We start from the raw sequence: 23,938 nt of genomic DNA on the forward strand, positions 1-23,938 counted from the left end.
TCAGGGGCCGACTTCGTCGTCGAGGATGGCGAAGAGCTGGCTGTCGGTCGCGGTGGCGATGTCGTCGTCGAACGCGGCGTCGGCGAAGCTCGGCAGCGTGGGGGGCGCCGGGGCCGCCAGCAGACCCTGGAGCCGGGCGACGAGCTGCGCCCGTTCGGCCGCGGTCCAGTCGGGCCGGTCGAGCAGGGCCTGCACTTCGGCGGTGAGGTCCTGGAAGCGGGCCAGTCGATCGGGCGGGGTGGGCGGCGGCGCGCCGGTGGCCAATTGGGCGTCGAGGTGCTCGGCCAGGGTGACGGGCGTGGGGTGGTCGAAGATCAGGGTCGGTGACAGCGTCAGCCCCGTCGCGATCTTCAGCCGGTTGCGCAACTCGACCGCGGTCAGGGAGTCGAACCCGAGGTCGGCGAAGGCCTCCTCGGGGTTGATGTCGTGGTGCCCCAACACCGTGGCGGCGTTGCCGCACACCACGTCCAGCAGCTCGGCCCGGCGCTGGTCGGCGGTCATGCCGTCCAGACGGGCCCGCAGCCCCGTCATCGACGCCATGTCCGTGGCGTCGATGACCCGGCGCGACGGCCGGGCGGCCAGCTGACTGAGCAGCGGCGGCAGCGCCGCGCCGTTGTGCGCGAGCGCCCGGGCGTCGAGCCGGGTGCCGACCAGCACGGGGCGTTCGTCGCGCAGCGCGGCGTCCAGCAGGGCCAGCGCTTGGGGGGTCGACAGCGTGGCCAGGCCGACGCGGGCCATCCGCGCCCGATCCCGCTCCCCCAGGTGCTCGGTCATTCCGGACGTTTCCTCCCACATCCCCCACGCCACCGACAGGCCCGGCAGGCCGCGGGCGCGGCGGTGCGCCGCGAGCGCGTCCAGGAAGCTGTTGGCCGCCGCGTAATTGCCCTGACCCGGGGCGCCGACGATGCCCGCCATCGACGAGAACATCACAAACGCCGCCAGATCCAGGTCTTGGGTCAGCTCGTGCAGGTGCCACGCCCCGCCGGCCTTGGCGTGCAGCACCGCGTCGACGCGCTCGGGAGTCAACGACGCGACCACGGCGTCGGCGAGCACCCCGGCGGCGTGGATCACCGCCCGCAGCGGGTACTGCTCGGGCACCTGGCCGAGCAGCGCCGCGACGGCGTCGCGGTCACCGATGTCGGCGGCCACCACCGACACGGACGCACCCGCCTCGCGCAGCTCGGCCACCAATTCGGCGGTGCGCTCGGCCGTTTCGCCACTGCGGCTGACGAGCAGCACGTGCGGCACCCGGTGCCGCGCGACCAGGTGTCGGGCCACCGCGGCGCCGGCCATCCCGGTGCCGCCGGTGATCAGTGCCGTCCCGCCCGCCAGCCCGGCGGGGCCGCCGGGCAGGGTGAGCACGACCTTGCCGACATGGCGGGCCTGGCTGACGAACCGATACGCCTCGGCGGCGTTGCGGACATCGAACGCCTTGGTGGGCAACGGAGTCAGCACGCCGGCACCGAACAGCTGCAGCAGGTCGGCGAGCATCCGCGCGATGTGGTCGGGCCCCGCCTCCATCAGATCGAACGCCCGATAGTGGGCGCCCCGGTGGGCGTGCGCGACGGCGTCGGGGTCACGCAGGTCGGTCTTGCCCATCTCGATGAACCGGCCGCCGGGCGCCAGCAACCGCAGCGACGCGTCGGTGAAGTCACCGGCCAGCGAGTTGAGCACGACGTCCACACCCCGGCCCGCCGAGGTGGCGGCGAACGTGGACTCGAAATCCAGGGTGCGCGAGTCGGCGATGTGGTCGTCGTCGATGCCCATGGCGCGCAACGTGTCCCATTTGCCGCGGCTGGCGGTCGCGAACACCTCGGCGCCCCAGTGCCGGGCCAGTTGCACCGCGGCCATCCCGACGCCGCCGGCGGCGGCGTGGATGAGCACCCGCTGCCCGGCCCGCAGCCCGCCCAGCACTGACAACCCGTAATAGGCGGTCAGGAACACCACCGGGACGCCGGCGGCGGAGACCGTCGACCAGCCCGGCGGCACCCGGGTCACCAACCGCGTGTCGACGGCTGCCTCCGAACCGGTCAACCCAAAGATGCCCATCACGACGTCGCCCACGCCCAGCCCGGTCACACCGGGCCCGACCTCGGTCACCGTCCCGGCGCCCTCGGCACCCAGCTCGGCGGCGCCCGGATACATGCCCAGCGCCACCAGCACGTCCCGGAAGTTGACCCCGGCGGCGGCCACCGCCACCCGCACCTGGCCGGCCGCCAATTCCGCGGGCGGGCCGCTGCGCACCGTCAGCTCCTCCAGCGTGCCGGTGCCGCCGGCGGCCAACCGCCACACCGCCGGCGGCGCGGGCAGCGTCAACTCCGGTCGGGCGGGCACCGGGCGCAGCCGGGCGCTGTAGGCGGTGCCGTCGCGCACCAACACCTGCGGTTCGCCGGTCGCGACGGCGGTCCCGACGTCCAGCGAGCCGTCGGAATCGACCAGCACGACGCGGCCGGGATGCTCGGCCTGCGCCGAGCGCATCAGCCCCCACAGCGCGGCGCCGGCCAGATCCGGAGCGTCCTCACCGGGCAGTCCCACCGCCCCGCGGGTCAACACCGCCAGGGTCCCGGCGCCGGCCAGCCGGGACTGGACCACGCCCAGCGCCTCGTGCGTGGCCGCGTATACCGAGGGCAGCGCCGCGGCGCCCTCGCGCCGCGCGTCCCACACCTCGACGGCGACGGCGCTGTCGCCCACCGTGATCGGCGTCCAGGTCAGCTCGAGCAGCTCCCCGCCGCCGGAGCGGGCCGCCGCGGCGGCCGTGAGCTGCTCGGCGGAGACCGCTCGGGTCACCAGTTCGCGCACCGACAGCACCGGCAGCCCCGAGGCGTCGGCGAGCTCCACGGTCACGGCGCCCGCGCCGACGGGCGCGAGCCGCACCCGCACCCGGGCGGCGCCCGCCGCGAACAGGCTGACGCCCTGCCAGGAGAACGGCAGCACGGTCTCGCCGCCGTCGTCGGCGACGCCGAGGGCGTGCAGGGCGGCGTCGAGGACCACCGGGTGGATGCCGAAGCCGCCCGTGCTGACGCCGTCGGGTTGCGCGGCCTGCACCTCGGCGAAGATTTCGGCGCCGCGCCGCCACACGGCCCGCAGCCCGCGGAAGGCCGGGCCGTAACGGTAGCCGCGGGCGGCCAGGTCGTCGTAGGCGCCGGTGACGTCGACCGCGGCGGCTCCGGTGGGCGGCCACGTCGCCAAATCGGCGCCGGGCTCGACCGCAGCGGCGGTCAGCACCCCCTGCGCGTGCGCAACCCAATCTGATTGCGGGGCTTGGGAATACACCGCGGCGGCCCGGGCTCCGGTCGCGTCGGGGGGGTCGACCACCACCTGGATCTGCACCGCCCCGGCGGGCGGCAACGGCAGTGGCGCCGCGAGCGTCAGCTCTTCGATGACCGGGCAGCCGACCTCGTCGCCGGCGCGCAGCATCAGCTCGACGAAGCCAGCACCCGGGAACAGCACCGTGCCGGCCACGGCGTGGTCGGCCAGCCACGGCTGCGCGGCCGTGGACAGCCGGCCGGTGAGCACCACCCCGCCGGAGTCGGGGCGCTCCACCACCGCGCCCAGCAGCGCATGGTCGGCCTCGGTCAGCCCCAGGCTGCCGACGTTGCGTGACCCCACCGCGTCGCTGGACAGCCAGAACCGGCGCCGCGTGAAGGCGTAGGTGGGCAGCTCGACCCGGCGCGCGTTCGACCCGTCGAAGGCCGCCGCCCACCGCACGTCGGCGCCGGCCGCGAACAGCTGCCCCGCCGCCCGCAACAGCGAGTCGGCTTCGGGGCGGCCCTTGGCCAGCGTCACCACCGCGGACGCCCGGTCCGAGGTCAGGGACTGCTCGACCGCGGGCGTCAACGCCGCGCCCGGACCCACCTCCACGAACGCGCCGGCGCCCAACGATTCGGCCAGGCGCACACCGTCGACGAACCGCACCGGCTTGCGCACATGGTCCACCCAATAGGCGGCCGTTCCGTACTCGGGGCCGGCGAGTTGGCCGGTGAGGTTGGACGCCAACGGGATTCGCGGCTCGGCCGTCGACACCCGGGCGGCCACCGCCGCGAAGTCATCGAGCATGGGCTCCATCAACGGTGAATGGAACGCGTGCGAGACCGCCAGCGAGTGCACCCGGGCGCCGCCGGCGGCCAGCCGGTCCGCGACCGCCCGCACCGCGGACCGCTCCCCGGAAAGCACCAACGACCGCGGCCCGTTGACCGCCGCGATGCTCACGGCGCCGTCCAGCAGCCCGGTCACCTCGGCTTCGGTGGCGCTCACCGCCACCATCGCGCCCCCGGCCGGCAAGCCCGCCATCAACCGCCCCCGCGCCGCGACCAGTCGTGCCGCGTCGGGCAGCGACAGCGCCCCGGCGACGCAGGCGGCGGCGATCTCGCCCACCGAATGCCCGATCACCACATCGGGTGTCACACCGAGGGACTGCCACAACGCGGCCAGCGCGACCTCCACGACGAACAGCGCGGGCTGGGCGAACTCCGTGCTCTGCAGCAGCTCCGGGTCGGTCCCCCACATCACCTCGCGCATCGGCAGCCGCGCATGACCGTCCACCGCGGCGACGGCCTCGTCGAACGCCGTGGCGAACGCCGGGAAACGCTCGTACAGGCCGGCGCCCATCCCGAGCGCCTGCGACCCCTGGCCGGGAAAGACGAACGCCCGCTTGCCCGCCGACCGCGCCCGGCCGACCGCCGCGACCGGGTCGAGGCGCCCCGCCGCCAGCGCGGACAACCCCGCCGTGAGGTCGCCGCGCTCGGCGCCGACCAGCACGGCGCGGTGTTCGAACGCCGCCCGGGTGGTGGCCAGCGACCACCCGACGTCCACCGCCCGCGGCCCCGCGTCGGCAGTCAGCCGGTCCAGCAGACGTTGCGCCTGGCCGGCCAAGGCCTCCGGCGAGCGCGCCGACAACACCCAGGGGATCACCGGAGCGGACGTGGGCGGGGCCGCTTCGGGCGCGCTCTCGGCCGGCGCCTGCTCCACGATCACGTGCGCGTTGGTGCCGCTGATGCCGAACGACGACACCCCCGCCCGGCGCGGACGGTCCCGCTCGGGCCAGGGCTGCGGTTCGGTCAGCAGCGACACGGCACCGGCCGACCAATCCACGTGCGGCGACGGCACATCCACGTTGAGGGTCTTCGGCAGCACCCCGTGCCGCATCGCCTGCACCATCTTGATGACCCCGGCCACGCCCGCCGCGGCCGACGTGTGCCCGATGTTCGATTTGATCGAGCCGAGCCACAGCGGCCGGCTCGCGTCCCGGTCCTGCCCGTAGGTGGCCAGCAGCGCCTGGGCCTCGATCGGGTCGCCCAAAACCGTTCCCGTGCCGTGCCCTTCGACGGCGTCCACGTCGGCCGCGGCCAGCCCGGCGCCGGCCAGCGCCGCCCGGATGACCCGTTGCTGGGACGGTCCGTTGGGGGCGGTCAGGCCGTTGGAGGCGCCGTCCTGGTTGACCGCCGACCCCTTGAGCAGCGCCAGCACCGGATGCCCCAGGCGCCGCGCGTCGGCCAGCCGCTCCAACACCAGCACGCCGGCGCCCTCGGACCACGAGGTGCCGTCCGCGGCGCCGGCGTACACCTTGCAGCGACCGTCGGGCGCCAGCGCCCGCTGCCGGCTGAACTCCACGAACGCGGCGGGGGTGGCCATGACGGTCACGCCGCCCGCCAGCGCCAGATCGCATTCGCCGGAGCGCAGCGACTGCGCGGCCAGGTGCATGGCCACCAGCGACGACGAACAGGCCGTGTCGATCGACACGGCGGGGCCTTCGAGCCCCAGCACGTAGGCGACCCGGCCGGAGGTGACGCTGAGGGTGGAGCCGGTCAGGCCGTAGCCCTCCAGTTCACCCTTGACCTCACCGCCGTAGCCGGCGTGGATGACGCCGGCGAACACCCCGGTGGCGGTGCCCCGCAGCCCGAACGGGTCGATCCCGGCGCGCTCCAACGCTTCCCAGGAGATCTCGAGCATCACCCGCTGCTGGGGGTCCATCGCGAGGGCCTCGCTGGGCCCGATGCCGAAGAAGCCGGCGTCGAAGTCGCCCGCGTTCTGCAGGAAGCTGCCGCGGCGGGTGTACATCTTGCCCGCGGCGTCGGGGTCGGGGTCGAACAACCCCTCGACGTCCCAGCCGCGGTCGGCCGGAAAGTCCGACACCGTGTCGCGCCCTTCGGCGACCAACTGCCACAACGCTTCCGGGCTGTCGACGCCGCCGGAATAGCGGCACGCCATCCCCACGACGGCCACCGGCTCGGCGAGCTTGCCTTCCAGTTCGGCGACGCGGCGCCGAGTCCGCCTGAGGTCGGCCGTGAGGCGCTTCAGGTAGTCGACGTGCTGCGAGGTGCCCGGCATCGGTGCTCCCTGGGGGCCCTCAGCGGCCGAGTTCTTCATCGAGGATGGCAAAGAGTTCGCTTTCGGTGGCGGCGTCGAGGTCGGCGTCGAGGTGTTGGGAGTCGAGCTGCTGGTCGGCGGGGTCGAACACGTTGAGCAGGTGCTGGATTCGGCTCCGCAGGGCGGGCTTGTCGTCGGCGGTCCAGCCGGGCCGCGCCAGCAGGGCCTGCAGTTCGCGGGTGACGTCGTTGAAGCGGGCCATCAGGCCGGGATCGTCACCGCCGCCGTCGCCCGGCACGCCCAGCTGGGTGTCCAGGTAGCCGGCCAGCGCTGCCGGGGTGGCGTAGTCGAAGATGAGCGTCGGCGAAAGGGTCAGGCCTGTCACGTTTTTGAGGCGGTTGCGCAGCTCGACCGCGGTGAGCGAGTCGAAGCCGAGCTCCCGGAACGCGGTGCCGGCGTCGAGGTCCTCGGGGTTGGGCACGCCCAGCACCGTGGCGGCGTTGCCGCGCACCAGCTCGACGAGCTCGCGCTGCCGCGCCTCGGAGCTCAACCCGCCCAGGCGCGCGGCCAGGCCGCTGGCCGACGCGGCACCGACGGCGTCGTCGATGACGCGGCGCGACCGGCGGGTGACCAGCCCGTCGAGCAGCGGCGGCAGGGCGGTGCTATCGCGGGAGAGCGCGGCGCGGTCGACGCGGGCGGCGACGACGACGGGGTGGTCGCCCAGCAGCGCGGCGTCGAAGGACGCGCACGCCCGTTCGGTGGACAGCGGCGCCAGGCCCAGCTTGCTCATGCGGGCCTTGTCGCGGTCGCCCAGGTGCGCGGTCATCGCGGAGGCCCGCTCCCACAGGCCCCATGCCAGCGACAGCCCCGGCAGGCCCAGCGCGTGCCGGTGGGCCATCAGGCCGTCGAGGAAGCTGTTGGCCGCCGCGTAGTTGGCCTGGCCGGGGGTGCCGACGATGCCGGCCATCGACGAGAACACCACGAATGCGGACAGATCCAGGTCGCGGGTCAGCTGGTGCAGGTGCCACGCGCCGTCGACCTTGGCCCGCAGCACCGTGTCCACCCGCTGCGGGGTGAGCGAGGAGAGCAGGCCGTCGTCGAGCACCCCGGCCGCGTGGATCACGCCGCGCAGCGGGTGCTCGGCCGGGATGCGGGCCAAGGTGGCCGCGACGGCCTCCCGGTCGGCGACGTCGCACGCCGCCACGGCCACGCTGGCGCCGGCCCGCTGCAGCTGGTCCACCAGCTCCGCGGTGCCGGGGGCGCCGGTCCCGGCGCGGCTGGCCAGCACCACGTGGGCCACCCCGTAGCGGTCCACCAGGTGGCGGGCCAGGGCGGACCCGGCCATGCCGGTGCCGCCCGTGATCAGCACGCTGCCCCCGGCCAGCCCGCCGCCACCCCCGCTGAGCAGGCCGCCGGGCCCGGACGGGACGGTCAGCACCACCTTGCCGATGTGCCGGGCCTGGCTGACGAACCGGTAGGCCGCCGACGCGCACCGCACGTCGAAGGTCTTCAGCGGCAGCGGCCGCACGGCGCCGTCGCGCAGCAGGGCGACGGTCTCGGCCAGCATCGCCGCCGTGCGGTCCGGGCCGGCCTCCACCAGGTCGAAGGCCCGGTACCGCGCGCCGCGGTAGCGCTGGGCGACGACGCTCGGGTCGCGGGGGTCGGTCTTGCCCATCTCGACGAACCGGCCGCCCGGGGCCAAAAGCCGCAGCGACGCGTCGGTGAATTCGCCGGCCAGGGAGTTGAGCACGACGTCGACGCCGGCACCGCCGGTGGCGGCGCGGAATTTCTCCTCGAACTCCAGCGAGCGCGAATCAGCGATGTGCTCGTCGTCGAAACCCATGCCGCGCAACGTGTCCCACTTGCCGCGGCTCGCGGTGGCGAACACCTCGGCGCCCCAGTGCCGGGCCAGCTGGACCGCGGCCATCCCGACGCCGCCGGTGGCGGTGTGGACCAGCACCCGCTCGCCGGCCCGCAGGCCGGCCAGTTCCCGCAGCCCGTACAGCGCCGTCAGGAACACCACCGGCACGCCGGCCGCCTGCGTCAGCGTCAGCTCCCCCGGGACCGGCGTCACCAGCCGCTGGTCCACGACCACCTCGGAACCGACGACCTGCAGCAGGCCCAGCACCGGGTCGCCGACGGCCAGGCCGGTCACGTCGGGGGCGACCTCGGTGATCACCCCGGCGCCCTCGGCGCCCAGGTGCCCGCCGCCGGGATACATCCCGAGGGCGACCAGCACGTCGCGGAAGTTCACGCCGACGGCGGCCACCGCCACCCGCACCTGACCGGGCCGCAGTTCGGCCGGCGGGAGCGCGGTGACGACGAGGTCGCCCAGGGTGCCGGCCCCGCCGGCGTCGAGCCGCCAGCCTCCGCGCGGCAGCCCCAGCACCCGGTCCGCCCGCAGCGGCGTGAGCCGGGCCGCGTGCACCACGCCGTCGCGGACGACGAGTTGCGGCTCACCGCAGCGGGCCGCCGCGACCGGGTCCACCGAGCCGTCGGTGTCGATCAGCACCACCCGGCCCGGGTGCTCGGCCTGCGCCGAGCGCACCAGCCCGCACACCGCGGCCCCGGCCAGGTCGGTGACGTCCTCACCGGGCAGCGCCACCGCCCCGCTCGTGCACACCGCCAACGTCCCCGCGTCGTCGCCGCGCAGCCACGATTGCAGCACGCCCAGCGCCTCGGCGGCCGCGGCGTGCACCGACGCCACCACGTCACCGTCGCGGGCGGTCAGCTCCCGGGCGGTGACGTCGCCGTGGCCGGCGTTGTCCGGCAACGGTATTGGGGACCAGGCCACGTCGAACAGTGAGGAACCGACGCCGCCGTCCCCGTCGCCGAGGGACGCCGCGCGCATGGCCAGGGACCGCACCGAGAGCACCGGCAGGCCCGCGCCGTCGGCCAGTTCGAGCGATACCGCGTCCCCGCCGGCGGGCGCGATCCGCACCCGGGCCCGGGTGGCGCCCGACGCGTGCAACGCCACCCCCTGCCACGAGAACGGCAGCACCGTGTCGGCCCGGTCCGCCGTCAGCCCGATCGGGTGCAGCGCGGCGTCCAGCAGCACCGGGTGAATCCCGAAGCCGCCGTCCTGCCCGCCGCCGTCGCCGGGGACGGCCACCTCGGCGAACACCTCCGGCCCGCGCCGCCACATCGCACGCAGACCCCGAAACGCCGGGCCGTACTCGTAGCCCCGCGCGGCGAGGCGCGCATAGGCCTCGCCCACCGCGACCGGCGTGGCCCCGACCGGCGGCCAGGCCGCCAGGTCCGCAGCGGGGGGTGCCGAGCCCGGCCCCAGGACACCCTCGGCGTGCAGCACCCAGTCTTGCTCGCCGGCAGCCGAATACATCGCCATCTCGCGCCGACCGGCCGAGTCGGCGGCGCCGATGACCAGCTGCACGTGCACGCCGCCGGCCGCCGGCAGCTCCAGCGGCGCCGACAGCGTCAACTCCTCGAGCAAACCGCAGCCGACCTCGTCGCCGGCCCGCACGGCCAACTCCACGAATCCCGCGCCCGGGAACAGCACCGCGTCACCCACGGCGTGGTCGGCGAGCCACGGCTGCGCGGCCGTCGAGAGGCGCCCGGTCACCACCACCCCGCCGGAATCGGGCCGCTGCAACACCGCGCCGAGCAGCCCGTGCTGGGCGTCGCGCAGACCGAGCGTGGCCACGTCGTGGGTTCCCGTCGCCCCGCCCGGGATCCAAAACCGTTGGTGGACAAAGCCGTATGTCGGCAACGTGACCCGACGCCCGCCCCGCTCGGCCAGCGCGGCGCCCCAGTCGACGCGCACGCCCGCGACGTGCGCCTGCCCGGCTGAGAGCCAGAACCGCGGCAGCCCGCCGTCGTCGCGCCCCAGCGAGGGGACGACCACCGCGCCGTCGGCCGCGCTCAGCGTGGCCTCGATGGCGGCGATCAGCACCGCGTGCGGGCTCGTTTCGACGAACACGCGGTAGCCGGCGTCGCTGGCGCGGCGCACGGCCGCCTCGAAGTGCACCGTCTGCCGGATGCTGCGGTACCAGTAGTCCGCGTCCAGGCCGGCGGTGTCCATGAGGTCGCCGGTCACGGTGGAGAAGAAGGCGATTTCGCTCGACCGCGGCTGCAGACCGCGCAGCGCCGCCCCGAGCGGATCGCGCAGCGCCGCCATCTGCGCGGAATGCGAGGCGTAGTCGACGTCGATCGGCCGCGCGCGGACACCGTCGGCGTCGCAGCGCCGCATCAGCTCCGCCAGGGCGTCGACCTCCCCGGAGACCACGACCGCCGAGACCCCGTTCACCGCGGCGATGTTGAGCCGTTCGCCAAAGCCGGCGGTCAACCGCGAGGCCTCGGCCAGGCCGCAGGCCAGCGAGACCATCCCGCCGCGCCCCGACAGCCCGACGAGCAGTTTGCTGCGCAGCGCCACCACCTTGGCCGCGTCGTCCAGCGACAGCGCGCCGGCGACGCACGCCGCGGCGATCTCGCCCTGCGAATGCCCGATGACGGCGTCGGGCAGCACGCCGACCGACCGCCACAGCTCGGCCAGCGACACCATGATCGCCCACAGCGCGGGCTGCACCACGTCGACGCGGTCCAGCCCGGGCGCGCCCGGCACGCCGCGCAGGACGTCGATCAGCGACCACTCGACGTGCTCGGCCAGCGCCTTCGCGCAGCGTTGCAGCTGTTCGGCGAAAACCGGTGCGGTGTCGAGCAATTCGGCGCCCATCCCGGACCACTGCGAGCCCTGCCCGGGGAACACGAACACGGTCTTGCCGACCGGCCGGGCCCGGCCGAGCACCACCGTGACGCCCTGCTCCCCGGCGGCCAGGTCCGCCAGACCGGCCCGCAGCCGGTCGCGGTCGGCGCCCACGACGACCGCCCGGTGATCGAACAGCGACCGGGTGGCCGCCAGCGACCAGCCGACGTCGATCATCCGCAGGCCGGGGTCGGCGTCCACCCGCGCCAGCAGCCGCGCCGCCTGGCCGGCCAGGGCGTCGGCCGACCGGGCCGAGAGCACCCACGGCGCGGGTGAGTCTTCGCCATGGGGCGCAACGGTTTCCGGCTCCTCGGGCGCCTGCTCGACGATGACGTGCGCGTTGGTGCCGCTGATCCCGAACGACGACACGCCCGCGCGGCGGGGCCGATCCAGCGCGGGCCACGGCCGCGACTCGGTCAGCAGCGACACCGCGCCGGCCGACCAGTCCACGTGCGGGGTCGGCTGGTCGACGTGCAGCGTCTTGGGCATCAGGCCGTGGCGCAGCGCCTGCACCATCTTGATCACGCCGCCCGCGCCGGCCGCGGCGGAGGTGTGGCCCATGTTCGATTTGATCGACCCCAGCCACATCGGGCTGCCCGGCGGCCGGTCCTGCCCGTAGGTCGCCAGGATCGCCTGCGCCTCGATGGGGTCGCCGAGCGTGGTGCCGGTGCCGTGGCCCTCGACCAGGTCGACGTCCGCGGTGCCCAGGCGGGCGTTGGCCAGCGCCGCCCGGATGACCCGCTGCTGTGACGGCCCGTTGGGCGTGGCCAGCCCGTTGGAGGCGCCGTCCTGGTTGACCGCCGAACTCCGCACCACGGCCAGGACGTGGTGGCCCAGCCGGCGCGCGTCGGCCAGGCGCTCCAGCACCAGCACCCCGACGCCCTCGGAGAACCCGGTGCCGTCGGCGGCGCCGGCGTAGGCCTTGCAGCGGCCGTCGGCCGACAGCGCCCGCTGCCGGCTGAACTCGACGAACATCGCCGGGGTGGCCATCACGGTCACCCCGCCGGCCAGCGCCAGGTCGCACTCGCCGGAACGCAGCGACTGGGCGGCCAGGTGCAGGGCCACCAGCGACGACGAACAGGCCGTGTCGACCGAGACGGCCGGCCCCTCGAAGCCCAGCGAGTAGGCCACCCGGCCCGACGCGACGCTCAGCGTGGAGCCCCGCAGGCCGTAGCGTTCCAGGTGGCCGGGCACCCGGCCCTGGCCGCCGTAGGAACCGTGGAAGATGCCGGCGAACACCCCCGTCGCCGAGCCCCGCAGCTCCGCGGGGTCAATCCCGGCCCGCTCCAACGCTTCCCAGGACACCTCGAGCAGCAGGCGCTGCTGCGGATCCATCGCCAGCGCCTCGCTGGGCGCGATCCCGAAGAACACCGCGTCGAAGCCGGCGACGTCGGTCAGGAACCCGCCGCAGCGCGAATAGGACTTCCCGACCGCGTCGGGGTCGTCGTCGAACAGCCCGGCAAGATCCCAGCCCCGGTCCCCGGGGAACTCCGAGACCACGTCGCGGCCCTCGACCACCATCTCCCACAGGGCTTCCGGCGAGTCGATGCCGCCCGGGTAGCGGCAGGCCATGCCCACCACGGCCACCGGTTCCGTCGCCGCGCCGGACAGCCGCGCCAGGTGCTCGCGGTTCTCCCGCTTGAGCCGTTCGTTCTCCTTCAACGACTGCCGAAGGGCCCGTACCAGCTCCTCGGAACTGCTGTCCATCTCCAGGCGACCTCTCGTGTCTCTCACGGCGACGCGTCCCGCGCGGCCGGTCGACGGCGCGGGACTTACGGTACGTGCGGAAGCGCGCGGGCGGGCATCAGTGCCAACGCAACAACACAAGTTCGGAACAGAAACCGGGGCCCATCGCCAGCATCAGGCCCGGGCTGCCGCTCGGCGGCCGCTTGCCGATGGTGTCGCGCAGCACGTGCAGCACCGACGCCGAGGACAGGTTGCCGATCTCGCCGAGCGAGCGCCACGTCAGCTCCAGGGCTTCCGGCGCCAGGTCGAGCGCGGCGTTGATCGCCTCGATCACCTTGGGACCGCCCGGATGGCTGACGTAGGCGCCGATGTCGTCGGTGGTCAGGCCGTGCGCGCCGAGGAAGCCGGTGACGTCCTCGGCGATGTACTGCTCGACCACGGCGGCGACGTCCTTGGACAGCACCAGCTCGAAGCCGGTGGCGCCGACGTCGTAGCCCATGGTGCGCAGCGAATCGGGGTACAGGCGGCTGCGCGAATCGATGATGCTCGGGCCGCCGGCGCCCAGCCGCTCGGCCCGCTCCGCGCCGACCGCCACCACCGCCGCGGCGCCGTCGGCGAACAACGCGCTGCCGACCATGCCGGCCAGCGACGGCTTGTAGCCGGGGTAGGTCAGGGAACACAGCTCGACGGAGACCAGGGCGGCGACCCCGCCGGGCGCTCCCCGCAGGTAGTCGTTGACCCGGGCCACGCCCGCGGCGCCGGCCACGCACCCCAGCCCGAACAGCGGCACCCGGCGCACGTCCTCGCGCAGCCCCAGCCGCGCGGCGATCCGCGCGTCGATGGACGGCACCGCCAGCCCGGTGACGGTGGTGGTGATCAGGACGTCGAGCTCCTGGGGCCGCAGCCCCGCCTCGTCGAGCGCGCCGGCCAGCGCCTCGCAACCAAGGCTCACGGCGTTGTCGGTGAAGATCCGGTTGGCGACGCCGAAGTCGGTGAGGGCGGGGTACTGCTCCAGCGGCAACACCAGGTGGCGGCCGTTGACCTTGGCGCTGGCGTGCAGCTGCCGGACGATGTCCTCGTAGCCCTCGAACTCGGGAATGCTGACGAAGAAGTCGGTGAGCTCGCGCTGCGAATAGCGATGCGGCGGCAACGCACCGAACACTCCGGCGACGACGCTCAATGCTCCCACCCCTTGGTGACGAAGACCCGGCCTGGCCCGTTCATGCGGATCGCTCGAGCCCAGATTCTAATCGGCGCGCAGGTGCCCGGCAGCCGAACCAAGATCATTTTGCGTCGCGGCGCAACCGGCTTTCGAGCCGCTCGGCGGCGGTTCGGACGGCCTCGATCTGCTCGGCGACGCGGGCCGGCGCGGTGCCGCCCCGCCCGTCCCGCGAGGACACCGAGCCCTCGATGGTCAGCACCTCGCGCACCTGCGGCGTCAGCTCGCCGCTGATGGCGGCCAGCTCGTCGTCGGTCAGCTCGTCGAGCCCCACGGAGCGGCCCTCGGCGACGCGCACGGCCGCCCCGGCGGCCTCGTGCGCCGACCGGAACGGCACGCCGCGGCGCACCAGCCACTCGGCGATGTCGGTGGCCAGGGTGTACCCGGCCGGGGCCAGCGCCGCCATCCGCTCGACGTCGAAGGTCAGGCTGGCGACCAGCCCGGCCATCGCCGGCAGCACCAGCTCCAGCTGGGCCACCGAGTCGAACACCGGCTCCTTGTCTTCCTGCAGGTCCCGGTTGTAGGCGAGCGGCTGCGCCTTGAGCGTCGCCAGCAGGCCGGCGAGGTTGCCGATCAGCCGGCCGGACTTGCCGCGGGCCAGCTCGGCGATGTCGGGGTTCTTCTTCTGCGGCATGATCGAGCTGCCCGTCGACCACGAGTCGTGCAGCCGGACGTAGCCGAACTCCGTCGAGCTCCACAGGATGACGTCCTCGGCCAGCCGGGACACGTCGACGGCGATCATCGCGAACACGAACGCGGCCTCGGCCGCAAAGTCGCGGGACGCGGTGGCGTCGATGGAGTTCTCGGCGGCGGCCGTGAAGCCCAGCTGCTCGGCGATCGCGTCCGGGTCCAGGCCCAGCGAGGAGCCGGCCAACGCCCCCGACCCGTACGGCGACACCGCCGCGCGGCGGTCGAAGTCGACGATGCGGTCGACGTCGCGCAGCAGCGGGTGGGCGTGCGCGAGCAGGTGATGGGCCAGCAGCACCGGCTGGGCGGACTGCAGGTGGGTCTTGCCGGGCATGATCGCCGTCGGGTGGGCGGCGGCCTGGCCCGCCAGGGCGTCGACCACCTGCAGCGCCCCGGCCGCCACCCGGCGCACGGCGTCGCGCAGCCACATCCGGAACAGGGTGGCCACCTGGTCGTTGCGCGACCGGCCGGCCCGCAGCCGGCCGCCCAGGTCCGGGCCCACCCGGTCGATCAGGCCACGCTCCAGCGCGGCGTGCACGTCCTCGTCGGTGACCAGCGGGGTGAAACTGCCGTCGGCCACGTCCTCGGCCAGGCTGTCCAGCCCGGCCAACAGCCCGTCGCGCTGCTCCTCGTCGAGCAGCCCGGCCCGGAACAGGACCACGGCGTGCGCGCGGGAGGCGACGATGTCGTAGGGCGCCAGCACCCAGTCGAAGTGGGTGGACTTGCTCAGCGCGGCCAGCGCGTCCGACGGGCCGTCGGCGAAGCGCCCGCCCCACAGCGAACCCTCGCGCGTGCTCACGCGTCCGCCGGGCCCGCTTCGCCGGCCGTCTCGACGGCGAGGTCGCGCCGGGAGGCGATCTTCGAGGACAACCCGTGCACGTAGACGAAGCCCTTGGCCGCCGACTGATCGAAGCTGTCGCCCTCGTCGTAGGTGGCCAGGTTGAAGTCGTACAGCGACTCGGCGCTGCGGCGGCCGTTGACGGCGATGTGACCGCCGTGCAACACCATGCGGATCTCGCCGGTGACGTGCTCCTGGGTCTTGGCGACGAACGCCTCCAGCGCCGTCTTCAGCGGCGAGTACCACAGGCCGTCGTAGACCAACTCGGCCCAGCGCTGGTCGGTGTGCCGCTTGAACCGGCCGACCTCGCGCTCCAGGGTGACGTGTTCGAGCTCGGTGTGGGCGGTGATGAGCACCATCGCCCCGGGCGCCTCGTAGATCTCGCGGCTCTTGATGCCGACCAGCCGGTCCTCGACGACGTCGAGGCGGCCGACGCCCTGACAGCCGGCGCGGCGGTTGAGCTCCTCGATGGCGCCCAGCACCGACACCCGCCGGCCGTCGATCGACACCGGCACCCCGCGTTCGAACCCGACGATCACCTCGTCGGGGGTGTTCCAGTTGACGGTGGGGTCCTCGGTGTAGTCGTAGACGTCCTTGGTGGGCGCGTTCCACAGGTGCTCCAGGAAGCCGGTTTCCACCGCGCGGCCCCACACGTTCTGGTCGATGGAGAACGGCGAGCGCTTGCTGACGTTGATCGGGATGGCGTTCTCCTCGGCGAACGCGATGGCCTTCTCCCGGGTCCAGGCGTAGTCGCGCACCGGCGCCAGCACCTGAAGGTCGGGTGCCAGCGAGCCGAATCCGACCTCGAACCGCACCTGGTCGTTGCCCTTGCCGGTGCAGCCGTGCGCGACGATGCTGCCGCCGTGTTCGCGGGCCGCGGCGACCAGGTGCTTGACGATCAGCGGCCGGCTGATGGCCGACACCAGCGGGTAGCGGTTCATGTAGAGCGCGTTCGACAGGATCGTGGGTAGGCAGTAGTCCTGGGCGAACTCGTCGCGGGCGTCGACCACCACGGCCTCCACGGCGCCGCAGTCCAGGGCCCGCTGCCGCACGACCTCCATGTCTTCGCCGCCCTGGCCGAGGTCGATCGCCACCGCCACCACCTCGCGGCCGGTCTCCTTGCCGATCCAGCTGATCGCCACCGAGGTGTCCAGCCCGCCGGAATACGCCAGGATGACGCGCTCTGACATGAACCAATCTCCTTTAAGTTGAAGCCTTTAAGTTGAAGCTTTTACGTCGAAGCCTGGGTGAGCTTTTCGAGCGTCCTGGCCAGCTCGGCGCCGGTCATCGGCTCGCGGGCGGCCACGAAGAGGGTGTCGTCGCCGGCGATGGTGCCGACGACGTACGGTAGCGCCGCGCGGTCGATCGCGCTGGCCAGGTAGTCGGCGGCGCCGGGCGGGGTGCGCAGCACGGCGAGGTTGGCGCTGGCGTCGGCCGACACCAGCAGCTCGCTCAGGAGCCGGGACAGCCGCGCGGTGCCGCCGGAGACGCCCCGGACCGGGCTGCCGTCCTCGGGGACGACGTAGACGCCGACGCCGCCGTCGGCGCCGCGCAGTTTGACCGCGCCCAGCTCCTCGAGGTCCCGCGACAGCGTGGCCTGGGTGACCTCGATGCCCTCGCCGGCCAGCCGCGCGGCCAGCTCGCTCTGGCTGCTGATCGCCGCCGACGCCAGGATCGCCACGATGCGGGCCTGCCGGCCCGCCCGGGTGATCTCGGCGGCGGTCTTCGAGCGGGTCATCGGGACCGCTCGAGCAGCCACACCAGCAGCGCCTTCTGGGCATGCAGCCGGTTCTCGGCCTCGTCCCACACCACGCTGGCGGGGCCGTCCATCACGTCGTCGGTGATCTCGTCGCCCCGGTGGGCCGGAAGGCAGTGCAGCACGATGGCTTCCGGGTCGGCCAGTGACAGCAGGCCCGCGTTGACCTGATAGGGGCGAAACGGGGTGTGGCGGTCCAGCCCGTCGTCCTCCTGGCCCATCGACGTCCAGGTGTCGGTCACCAGCACGTCGGCGCCGGCGGCGGCCGCGCGGGGATCGGTGCTGACCCCGATCGACGCCCCGGTGTCCTGGGCCCGCTCGGTGGCCGCGGCCACGAAGGCGGGCGCGGGCCCGAACCCCTCCGGCGCGGCGATGGTGACGTCGATGCCGGCGGTGACGCCGCCGAGCATCAGCGAGTGCGCCATGTTGTTGGCGCCGTCGCCCAGGTAGGTCATCCGCAGGCCCCGCAGCGCGCCCTTGCGCTCGGCGACGGTCTGCAGGTCGGCGAGCACCTGGCAGGGGTGGAAGTCGTCGGACAGCGCGTTGACGACGGGCACCGTGGCCGTCGTGGCCATCGCTTCCAGCCGGTCCTGGCCGTAGGTGCGCCAGACGATCGCCTCGACGTAGCGGGACAGCACCCGGGCGGTGTCTTCCAGGGTCTCGTCGCGGCCCAGCTGGGTGCTGCGGGCGTCGACGACCACGGCGTGCCCGCCGAGCTGGGCGATGCCGACCTCGAAGGAGAACCGGGTGCGGGTGGAGTTCTTGTCGAACAGGACCGCGACCCCGCGCGGCCCCTCCAGCGGGCGGGCGCTGAAGGGGTCCTTCTTGAGCTCGGCGGCGAGCGCCAACACCTCGGCCTGTTCGTGGGGCGACAGGTCGTCGTCGCGCAGGAAGTGCCTAACCACGGGCCGCCTCGTCCAGGATGCCCGGCAGCGCGGCGACGAACGCGTCGGTCTGCTGCTCGGTGACGATGAGCGGCGGGGCCAGCCGCAGGACGTCGGGTGCGGCGGCGTTGATCAGGAACCCGGCCGTGCGGGCGGCCGCCTCGGCCTCCTTGGCCCGCGGCGCGGTCAGGGCCACGCCGCACAGCAGCCCGCGGCCGCGGACGTGGTCGATCAGCGGGTGGCCCAGCGCCTCCAGGCCGTGGCGCAGCGACTTGCCCAGCACCTCGGCGTGGCGGACCAGGTTCTCCTGCGCGAGCACCCGCAGCACCGCCAGCGCGGCCGCGGCGCACACCGGGTTGCCGCCGAAGGTGCTGCCGTGCAGGCCGGGCGTGAGCAGCTCGGCGGCGGGCCCGATGGCCAGGCAGGCGCCGATGGGCAGGCCGCCGCCCAGGCCCTTGGCCAGGGTCACCACGTCGGGCGTGATGCCGTCGTGCTGATGGGCGAAGAACGTGCCGGTGCGCCCGATGCCGGTCTGCACCTCGTCGAGCACCAGCAGGGCGCCGTGGCGCGCCGTGATGTCGCGGGCGACGGCGAGGTAGCCCTCGGGCGGGACGACGACGCCGCCCTCCCCCATGATCGGCTCGAGGAAGACGGCCGCGGTGTCGTCGCCGACCGCGGCGGCGAGCGCGTCGGCGTCGCCGTAGGGCACGAACGTCACGTCACCGGGCAGCGGCGCGAACGGCGCCTGCTTGCTCGGCTGGCCGGTCAGCGCCAGCGACCCCATGGTTCGGCCGTGAAAAGCGCCGTGCGCCGCGACGACGTTGGTCCGCCCGGTCAGCCGCGACAGTTTGAACGCGACCTCGTTGGCCTCGGTGCCGGAGTTGCAGAAGAACGCCCGCGCCGGGGCGTCGCTGCCCAGCAGCGCGACCAGCTCCTCGGCCAGCGCGATCGTCGGCTCGGTGGCATAGAGGTTGGAGGTGTGGCCGAGCGTGTCCAGCTGCCGGGTGACGGCGTCGATGATCGCGGGGTGCCGGTGGCCGAGCACGTTGACCGCGATGCCGCCGAGCAGGTCGACGTAGGTGTTGCCGTCGACGTCGGTGACGACGGCGCCCGCGCCGCTGGCCAGCGCCAACGGCGGGGTGCCGTAGTTGTTCATCATCACGGCGTTCCAGCGCTGCCGCACGGCGTCGTTGCGCGTCTCAGCCACGGCTGCCGCTCCTCTCCCTCGGTGCCTGCCTCCTGGTCGTCAGCACGCGGGGACCACCTTGGTGCCGGTGCCCGCGTCGGTGAACAGCTCGACGAGCACGCAGTGCTGCACCCGGCCGTCGATGACGTGCGCGCTGGGCACGCCGCCGGCGACCGCCCGCAGGCAGGCCTCGATCTTGGGGATCATGCCGGTCTCCAGCGTGGGCAGCAGCTGCGTCAGGGTGGCGGTGTCGATCTCGCTGACCAAGGACTCGCGATTCGGCCAGTTGGTGTAGAGCCCCTCGACGTCGGTGAGCATCAGCAGCTTCTCGGCGCGCAGCGCCTCGGCCAGCGCCGCCGCCGCCGTGTCGGCGTTGATGTTGTGGACCACGCCCTCGGCGTCCGGCGCCAGGGTTGAGACCACGGGGATGCGCCGGGCCGCGATGAGGTCCAGCACCGCGGCGGTGTTGACCCGTTCGACGTCGCCGACCAGCCCGATGTCGGTCGCGACGCCGTCGACGGTGACGCTGCGCCGCACGGCCGTGAACAGCTGGGCGTCCTCGCCGGTGATGCCGACCGCGTAGGGGCCATGCGCGTTGATCAGGTTGACCAATTCGCGGCCCACCTGCCCGAACAGCACCATCCGGGCCACGTCGAGCACCTCGGGCGTGGTGACGCGGAAGCCGCCCTTGAAGTCGCCTTCGATGCCGAGCCGGCGCAGCATGGCGGTGATCTGCGGGCCGCCGCCATGCACGACGACGGGGTGGATGCCGCAATTGCGCAGAAACGCCATGTCGGCGGCGAAGGCCTGGCGCAGCGTGTCGTCGGTCATGGCGTTGCCGCCGTATTTGACCACCACGATCTTGCCGTGCAGCTGTTTGAGCCAGGGCAGCGCCTCGGCGAGCACCTGCGCCTTGACCGTGGTGGGCAGCGCGTGCGTCGGGGAGCTCATGAGCTGTACGCCGAGTTCTCTTCGACGTAGCCGTGCGACAGGTCGGTGGTGCGGACGGTGGCGGCGCCGTCGCCGAGCCGCAGGTCGACGGTGATGTCGATGTCGGGCGCCGAGAGGTCCACCTCGCGCGCGCCGGGGACGCCGGCGCCGTCGGCGAAGACCGCGAAGCCGTTGAACGACACCACGATCCGGTCCGGGTCGAGGTCGACGGGCGCCATGCCGACCGCGGCGAGCACCCGGCCCCAGTTGGGGTCCGAGCCGAACACGGCCGTCTTGACCAGGCTGTCGCGGGCGATCGTGCGCGCGGCGACCAGGGCGTCGGCCTCGGAGGCCGCGCCGGTGACGGTGACGTCGACGCGTTTAGTGACGCCCTCGGCGTCGGCCTGCAGCTGCGCGCACAGGTCGTCGCACACCCGCAGCACGGCGTCGTCGAGGTCGGCCTGGCTCGGGGCGATGCCGCTGGCGCCCGACGCCAGCAGCAGCACGGTGTCGTTGGTCGAGCAGGCGCCGTCGATGTCGAGCCGGTCGAAGGTGCGGGCGGTGGCGTGCCGCAGCGCCCGGTCCAGCGCGGCGGGCTCGGCGGCCGCGTCGGTGGTCAACACGCAGAGCATGGTGGCCAGCGACGGGGCCAGCATGCCGGCGCCCTTGGCCATGCCGCCGACCGTCCAGTTGCCCGGGTGGTGCAGCGCCACCTGCTTGGGCACGGTGTCGGTGGTCATGATCGCGCGGGCGGCCTCGTCGCCGCCGCCCAGGCCGCCGGCCATGTCCTGCACGATGGTCTGCACGCCGGCGAGCACCTTGTCCATCGGCAGCCGGTCCCCGATCAGGCCCGTGGAGCACACCGCGACCTCGATGGCGCCGGTCTCGGTGCCCCAGTCCGACAGGGCGGCCGCGACAGCCTCGGCGGTGGCGTGGGTGTCCTGGAACCCGCCCGGCCCGGTGCAGGCGTTCGCGCCGCCGGAGTTCAGGACGACCGCGCGCAGCCGCCCGGTCGCCAGCACCTGCTGGCTCCACAGCACCGGCGCGGCCTTGACCTTGTTGCGGGTGAAGACGCCGGCGGCGCCGTAGTCGGGGCCCTCGTTGAACACCAGCGCCAGGTCCGGGTTGCCGGACGCCTTGATGCCGGCGGCGATACCGGCGGCCCGGAAGCCGGCGGGCGCCGTCACGCCCTGCTCGCGCAGCAGCCGCGCGTCCGCGTTCGTGGCGGTCACGGCGCCACCCCGACCACCGGCAGGCCGTCGGTCTCCGGCCAGCCCAGGGCCAGGTTCATCGACTGCACGGCGGCGCCGGCGGTCCCCTTGACCAGGTTGTCGATGGCGGCGATCGCCACGAACGTCTGCGCCGCCTCGTCGACCGCCACCGCGACGTGGGCGGCGTTGCTCCCGATCACCGCGCCGGTGCGCGGCAGCTGCCCCTCGGGCATCAGGTAGATGAACGGCTCGGCGTCGTAGGCCTTTTCGTAGGCGGCCCGCAGCGCCGACAGCGGCGCGCGGGTGCGCGCGGTGCAGGTGGCCAGGATGCCGCGCGAGGTGGGGATGAGCACCGGGGTGAACGACACAGTGACGTCGTGCCCGGTGACCGCGCCCAGGCCCTGCGCGATCTCGGGGGTGTGCCGGTGCGCCCCGGCGATGTTGTAGGCCCGCGCCGAGCCGATGACCTCGGCGCCGAGCAGGTCGGTCTTGGCGGCGCGGCCGGCACCCGACGTGCCGCTGACGGCGACCACCGTGACGGCCGGTTCGATCAGGTCCTCGGCCATCGCGGGCAGCAGGGCCAGCAGCGCCGCGGTCGGGTAGCAGCCGGGCACCGCGATGCGGCGGGCGCCGCGCAGCCGGTCCCGCGCGCCGGGCAACTCCGGCAGCCCGTAGGGCCAGCTGCCGGCGTATTCGGTGCCGTAGAAGCGCTCCCAGGCGGCGGCGTCGGTGAGGCGGAAGTCGGCGCCGCAGTCGACGATCACGGTGTCGGGGCTCAGCTGTTCGGCCAGCGCGGCCGAATGGCCGTGCGGCAGCGCGAGAAACACCACGTCGTGGTCGGCGAGCAGGGCGGCGTCCGTCGGTTCGACGACGCGCTGGGCCAGCGGGGTCAGGTGCGGATGGTGCTCACCGAGCGCGCTGCCGGCGCTGGCCGCGGCGGTCACCGCCCCGATCGCCAGGCGCCCTCCCGTGTAGGCGGGGTGCCCCAGCAGGAGCCGCAGGATCTCCCCACCCGCATAGCCGCTGGCGCCGGCAACCGCAACCCTCAACACCTCGGACATCCCGCCGATTCTGCATGGTTATGCAATGCTTTGCAAATCCATTACTGAGCGCGGAGGACGGCGCCCACCGCCTCGGCGGCGCGCCGGACGGCGGCGTCGCGGGCGGCGCTGGCGTCATCCTCGGTGAGCGTGCGGTCGGGCGCGCGGAACCGCAGCGCGAACGTCAGCGACTTGCGGTCCGCCCCCACCTGGGGCCCGGTGAAGACGTCGAACAGTTGCAGGTCTTCGAGCAGCTCGCCGGCGCCCTCGCGGACCGCATCGGCGACGGCCTGGGCCGGGACGTCGGCGGCCACCACCAGGCTGAGGTCTTGGAAGACCGCCGGGAAGGGCGAGACGCGGGGCGCGGGCAGCGCGGCGACCAGCGGGATCGCGTCGAGGTCGAGCTCCAGGGCGCAGGCGCCCTTGGGCAGCCCGGACCGCTCGATCACGGCCGGATGCAGCTGCCCGGCGTGGCCCACCGCCGTCGGCCCGACGAGCACCTCCGCGCATCGGCCCGGGTGCCACGGCAGGTGCTGCGCGGCCCGCAGCCGCACCTCGACGCCGCAGGCCCGGGCGATGGTGCGCACGGCCTCGAACGCGTCGGTGGCATCGGCCCGTCGCCCGGGACCCCAGGGACCGCGCTGCTCGCGCAGCCCGGCCAGCACGGCGGCGACGTGCTGCGGCTGCCGCGGCAGCGACGCGTCCAGCGCGGCGATCTCGGCGTCGGTGGGCCGCCGGTGCACGGGGACCAGGTCCACGGCGCGGGTGTGCTCGGTCGGCTGAACCACCTGCGCTAGGGCGTACAGGGCGATGTCGCCGAGGCCGCGGGACACGTTGCGGCTCAACGCCTCCAGCAGCGCGGGCAGCAGCGTGGTGGCCAGGTGGGGCCGGTCGGCCTCGAGCGGGTTGAGGACGGTCGTCGTCGCGCGGCGCGGGTCGTCGGCCGGCAGCCCCCATTGGTCGAACACCCCCGCCGGCAGGAACGGCGTGGGCAGGATCTCGACGAAGCCGGACTGGGCCAGCGACTTGCCGACCGCGCGGCGGCGCAGCTGCGCCGCCGTGAGGCCGCGACCGGCCGGGGCGGCCGGCAGCACCGACGGCACGGCCTCGAGCCCCTCCAGCCGCAGCACCTCTTCGACCAGGTCGGCGGCCTGCAACAGGTCGGGGCGCCAGCTGGGCGGGGTCACCCGCAAGGCGTCGCCGGCGCCCGCAACGGCGGCGCCCACCTGGGTGAGCCGCCGGGCGGTGGTGCCCGGCGGGTAGGCGACCCCGGCGATGCGGTCGGGCAGGTCGGCGGCGATCCGGATCGGCGCGCCGCTCCAGTCGTCGACCGGCGGGTCACCGCGCCAGTCGGTCAACGCGTCGGACACCACGCCGCCGGCGATGTCGGCGAGCAGGGCGGCGCACCGGTCCAGGGCCGTCACCGAGATCGCCGGGTCCACGCCACGCTCGTAGCGGCGGGCGGCCTCGCTGGG

Annotated in this window: 12 protein-coding genes; all 12 read right to left on the reverse strand. The window is 74.2% G+C overall.

Annotation, left to right across the window (positions count from 1 at the left end):
- Positions 1 to 6,327, reverse strand: a complete 6,327-nt coding sequence (locus A5700_RS09540; protein ID WP_197504150.1) for a type I polyketide synthase — start codon at positions 6,325 to 6,327, stop codon at positions 1 to 3.
- Between the two features lie 19 nt (positions 6,328 to 6,346).
- Positions 6,347 to 12,733, reverse strand: a complete 6,387-nt coding sequence (locus A5700_RS09545) for a type I polyketide synthase (RefSeq protein ID WP_068074792.1) — start codon at positions 12,731 to 12,733, stop codon at positions 6,347 to 6,349.
- Between the two features lie 97 nt (positions 12,734 to 12,830).
- Positions 12,831 to 13,892, reverse strand: a complete 1,062-nt coding sequence (locus A5700_RS09550) for a type III polyketide synthase (RefSeq protein ID WP_068074789.1) — start codon at positions 13,890 to 13,892, stop codon at positions 12,831 to 12,833.
- Between the two features lie 103 nt (positions 13,893 to 13,995).
- Entirely contained in the window at positions 13,996 to 15,417 is a 1,422-nt protein-coding gene (argH, locus tag A5700_RS09555; RefSeq protein ID WP_068204674.1) for an argininosuccinate lyase, read from the reverse strand.
- Positions 15,414 to 16,646 carry an argininosuccinate synthase gene (locus A5700_RS09560; RefSeq protein ID WP_068074783.1) on the reverse strand — a complete coding sequence of 411 codons (1,233 nt, stop codon included), beginning with the start codon at positions 16,644 to 16,646 and terminating at the stop codon, positions 15,414 to 15,416. Before A5700_RS09560 ends, argH begins: the two co-directional genes overlap by 4 nt.
- Positions 16,647 to 16,687: 41 nt before the next feature.
- Positions 16,688 to 17,194, reverse strand: coding sequence for an arginine repressor (locus A5700_RS09565; RefSeq protein ID WP_068074781.1), 507 nt, complete (start codon positions 17,192 to 17,194; stop codon positions 16,688 to 16,690).
- Positions 17,191 to 18,117: an ornithine carbamoyltransferase gene (gene argF / locus A5700_RS09570; RefSeq protein WP_068074778.1), complete on the reverse strand. Its 927-nt coding sequence runs from the start codon at positions 18,115 to 18,117 to the stop codon at positions 17,191 to 17,193. Before argF ends, A5700_RS09565 begins: the two co-directional genes overlap by 4 nt.
- Positions 18,110 to 19,303, reverse strand: coding sequence for an acetylornithine transaminase (locus A5700_RS26065; RefSeq protein ID WP_255377919.1), 1,194 nt, complete (start codon positions 19,301 to 19,303; stop codon positions 18,110 to 18,112). The genes argF and A5700_RS26065 overlap by 8 nt, the downstream gene beginning before the upstream one ends.
- Positions 19,304 to 19,342: 39 nt before the next feature.
- A complete protein-coding gene (gene argB / locus A5700_RS26070) occupies positions 19,343 to 20,233 on the reverse strand; it encodes an acetylglutamate kinase (protein WP_068074774.1) in 891 nt (296 codons plus the stop codon).
- Complete coding sequence (argJ, locus tag A5700_RS09585) at positions 20,230 to 21,444, reverse strand: bifunctional glutamate N-acetyltransferase/amino-acid acetyltransferase ArgJ (RefSeq protein ID WP_068074765.1); 1,215 nt, start codon at positions 21,442 to 21,444, stop codon at positions 20,230 to 20,232. The genes argB and argJ overlap by 4 nt, the downstream gene beginning before the upstream one ends.
- A complete protein-coding gene (gene argC / locus A5700_RS09590) occupies positions 21,441 to 22,484 on the reverse strand; it encodes an N-acetyl-gamma-glutamyl-phosphate reductase (RefSeq protein WP_068074762.1) in 1,044 nt (347 codons plus the stop codon). Before argC ends, argJ begins: the two co-directional genes overlap by 4 nt.
- A 41-nt stretch (positions 22,485 to 22,525) precedes the next feature.
- The coding region (locus A5700_RS09595) for a phenylalanine--tRNA ligase subunit beta (protein WP_197502955.1) at positions 22,526 to 23,938 on the reverse strand (1,413 nt) is incomplete at its 5' end.

Source organism: Mycobacterium sp. E1214 (genome assembly GCF_001666755.1).
Classification (GTDB): Bacteria; Actinomycetota; Actinomycetes; order Mycobacteriales; family Mycobacteriaceae; genus Mycobacterium.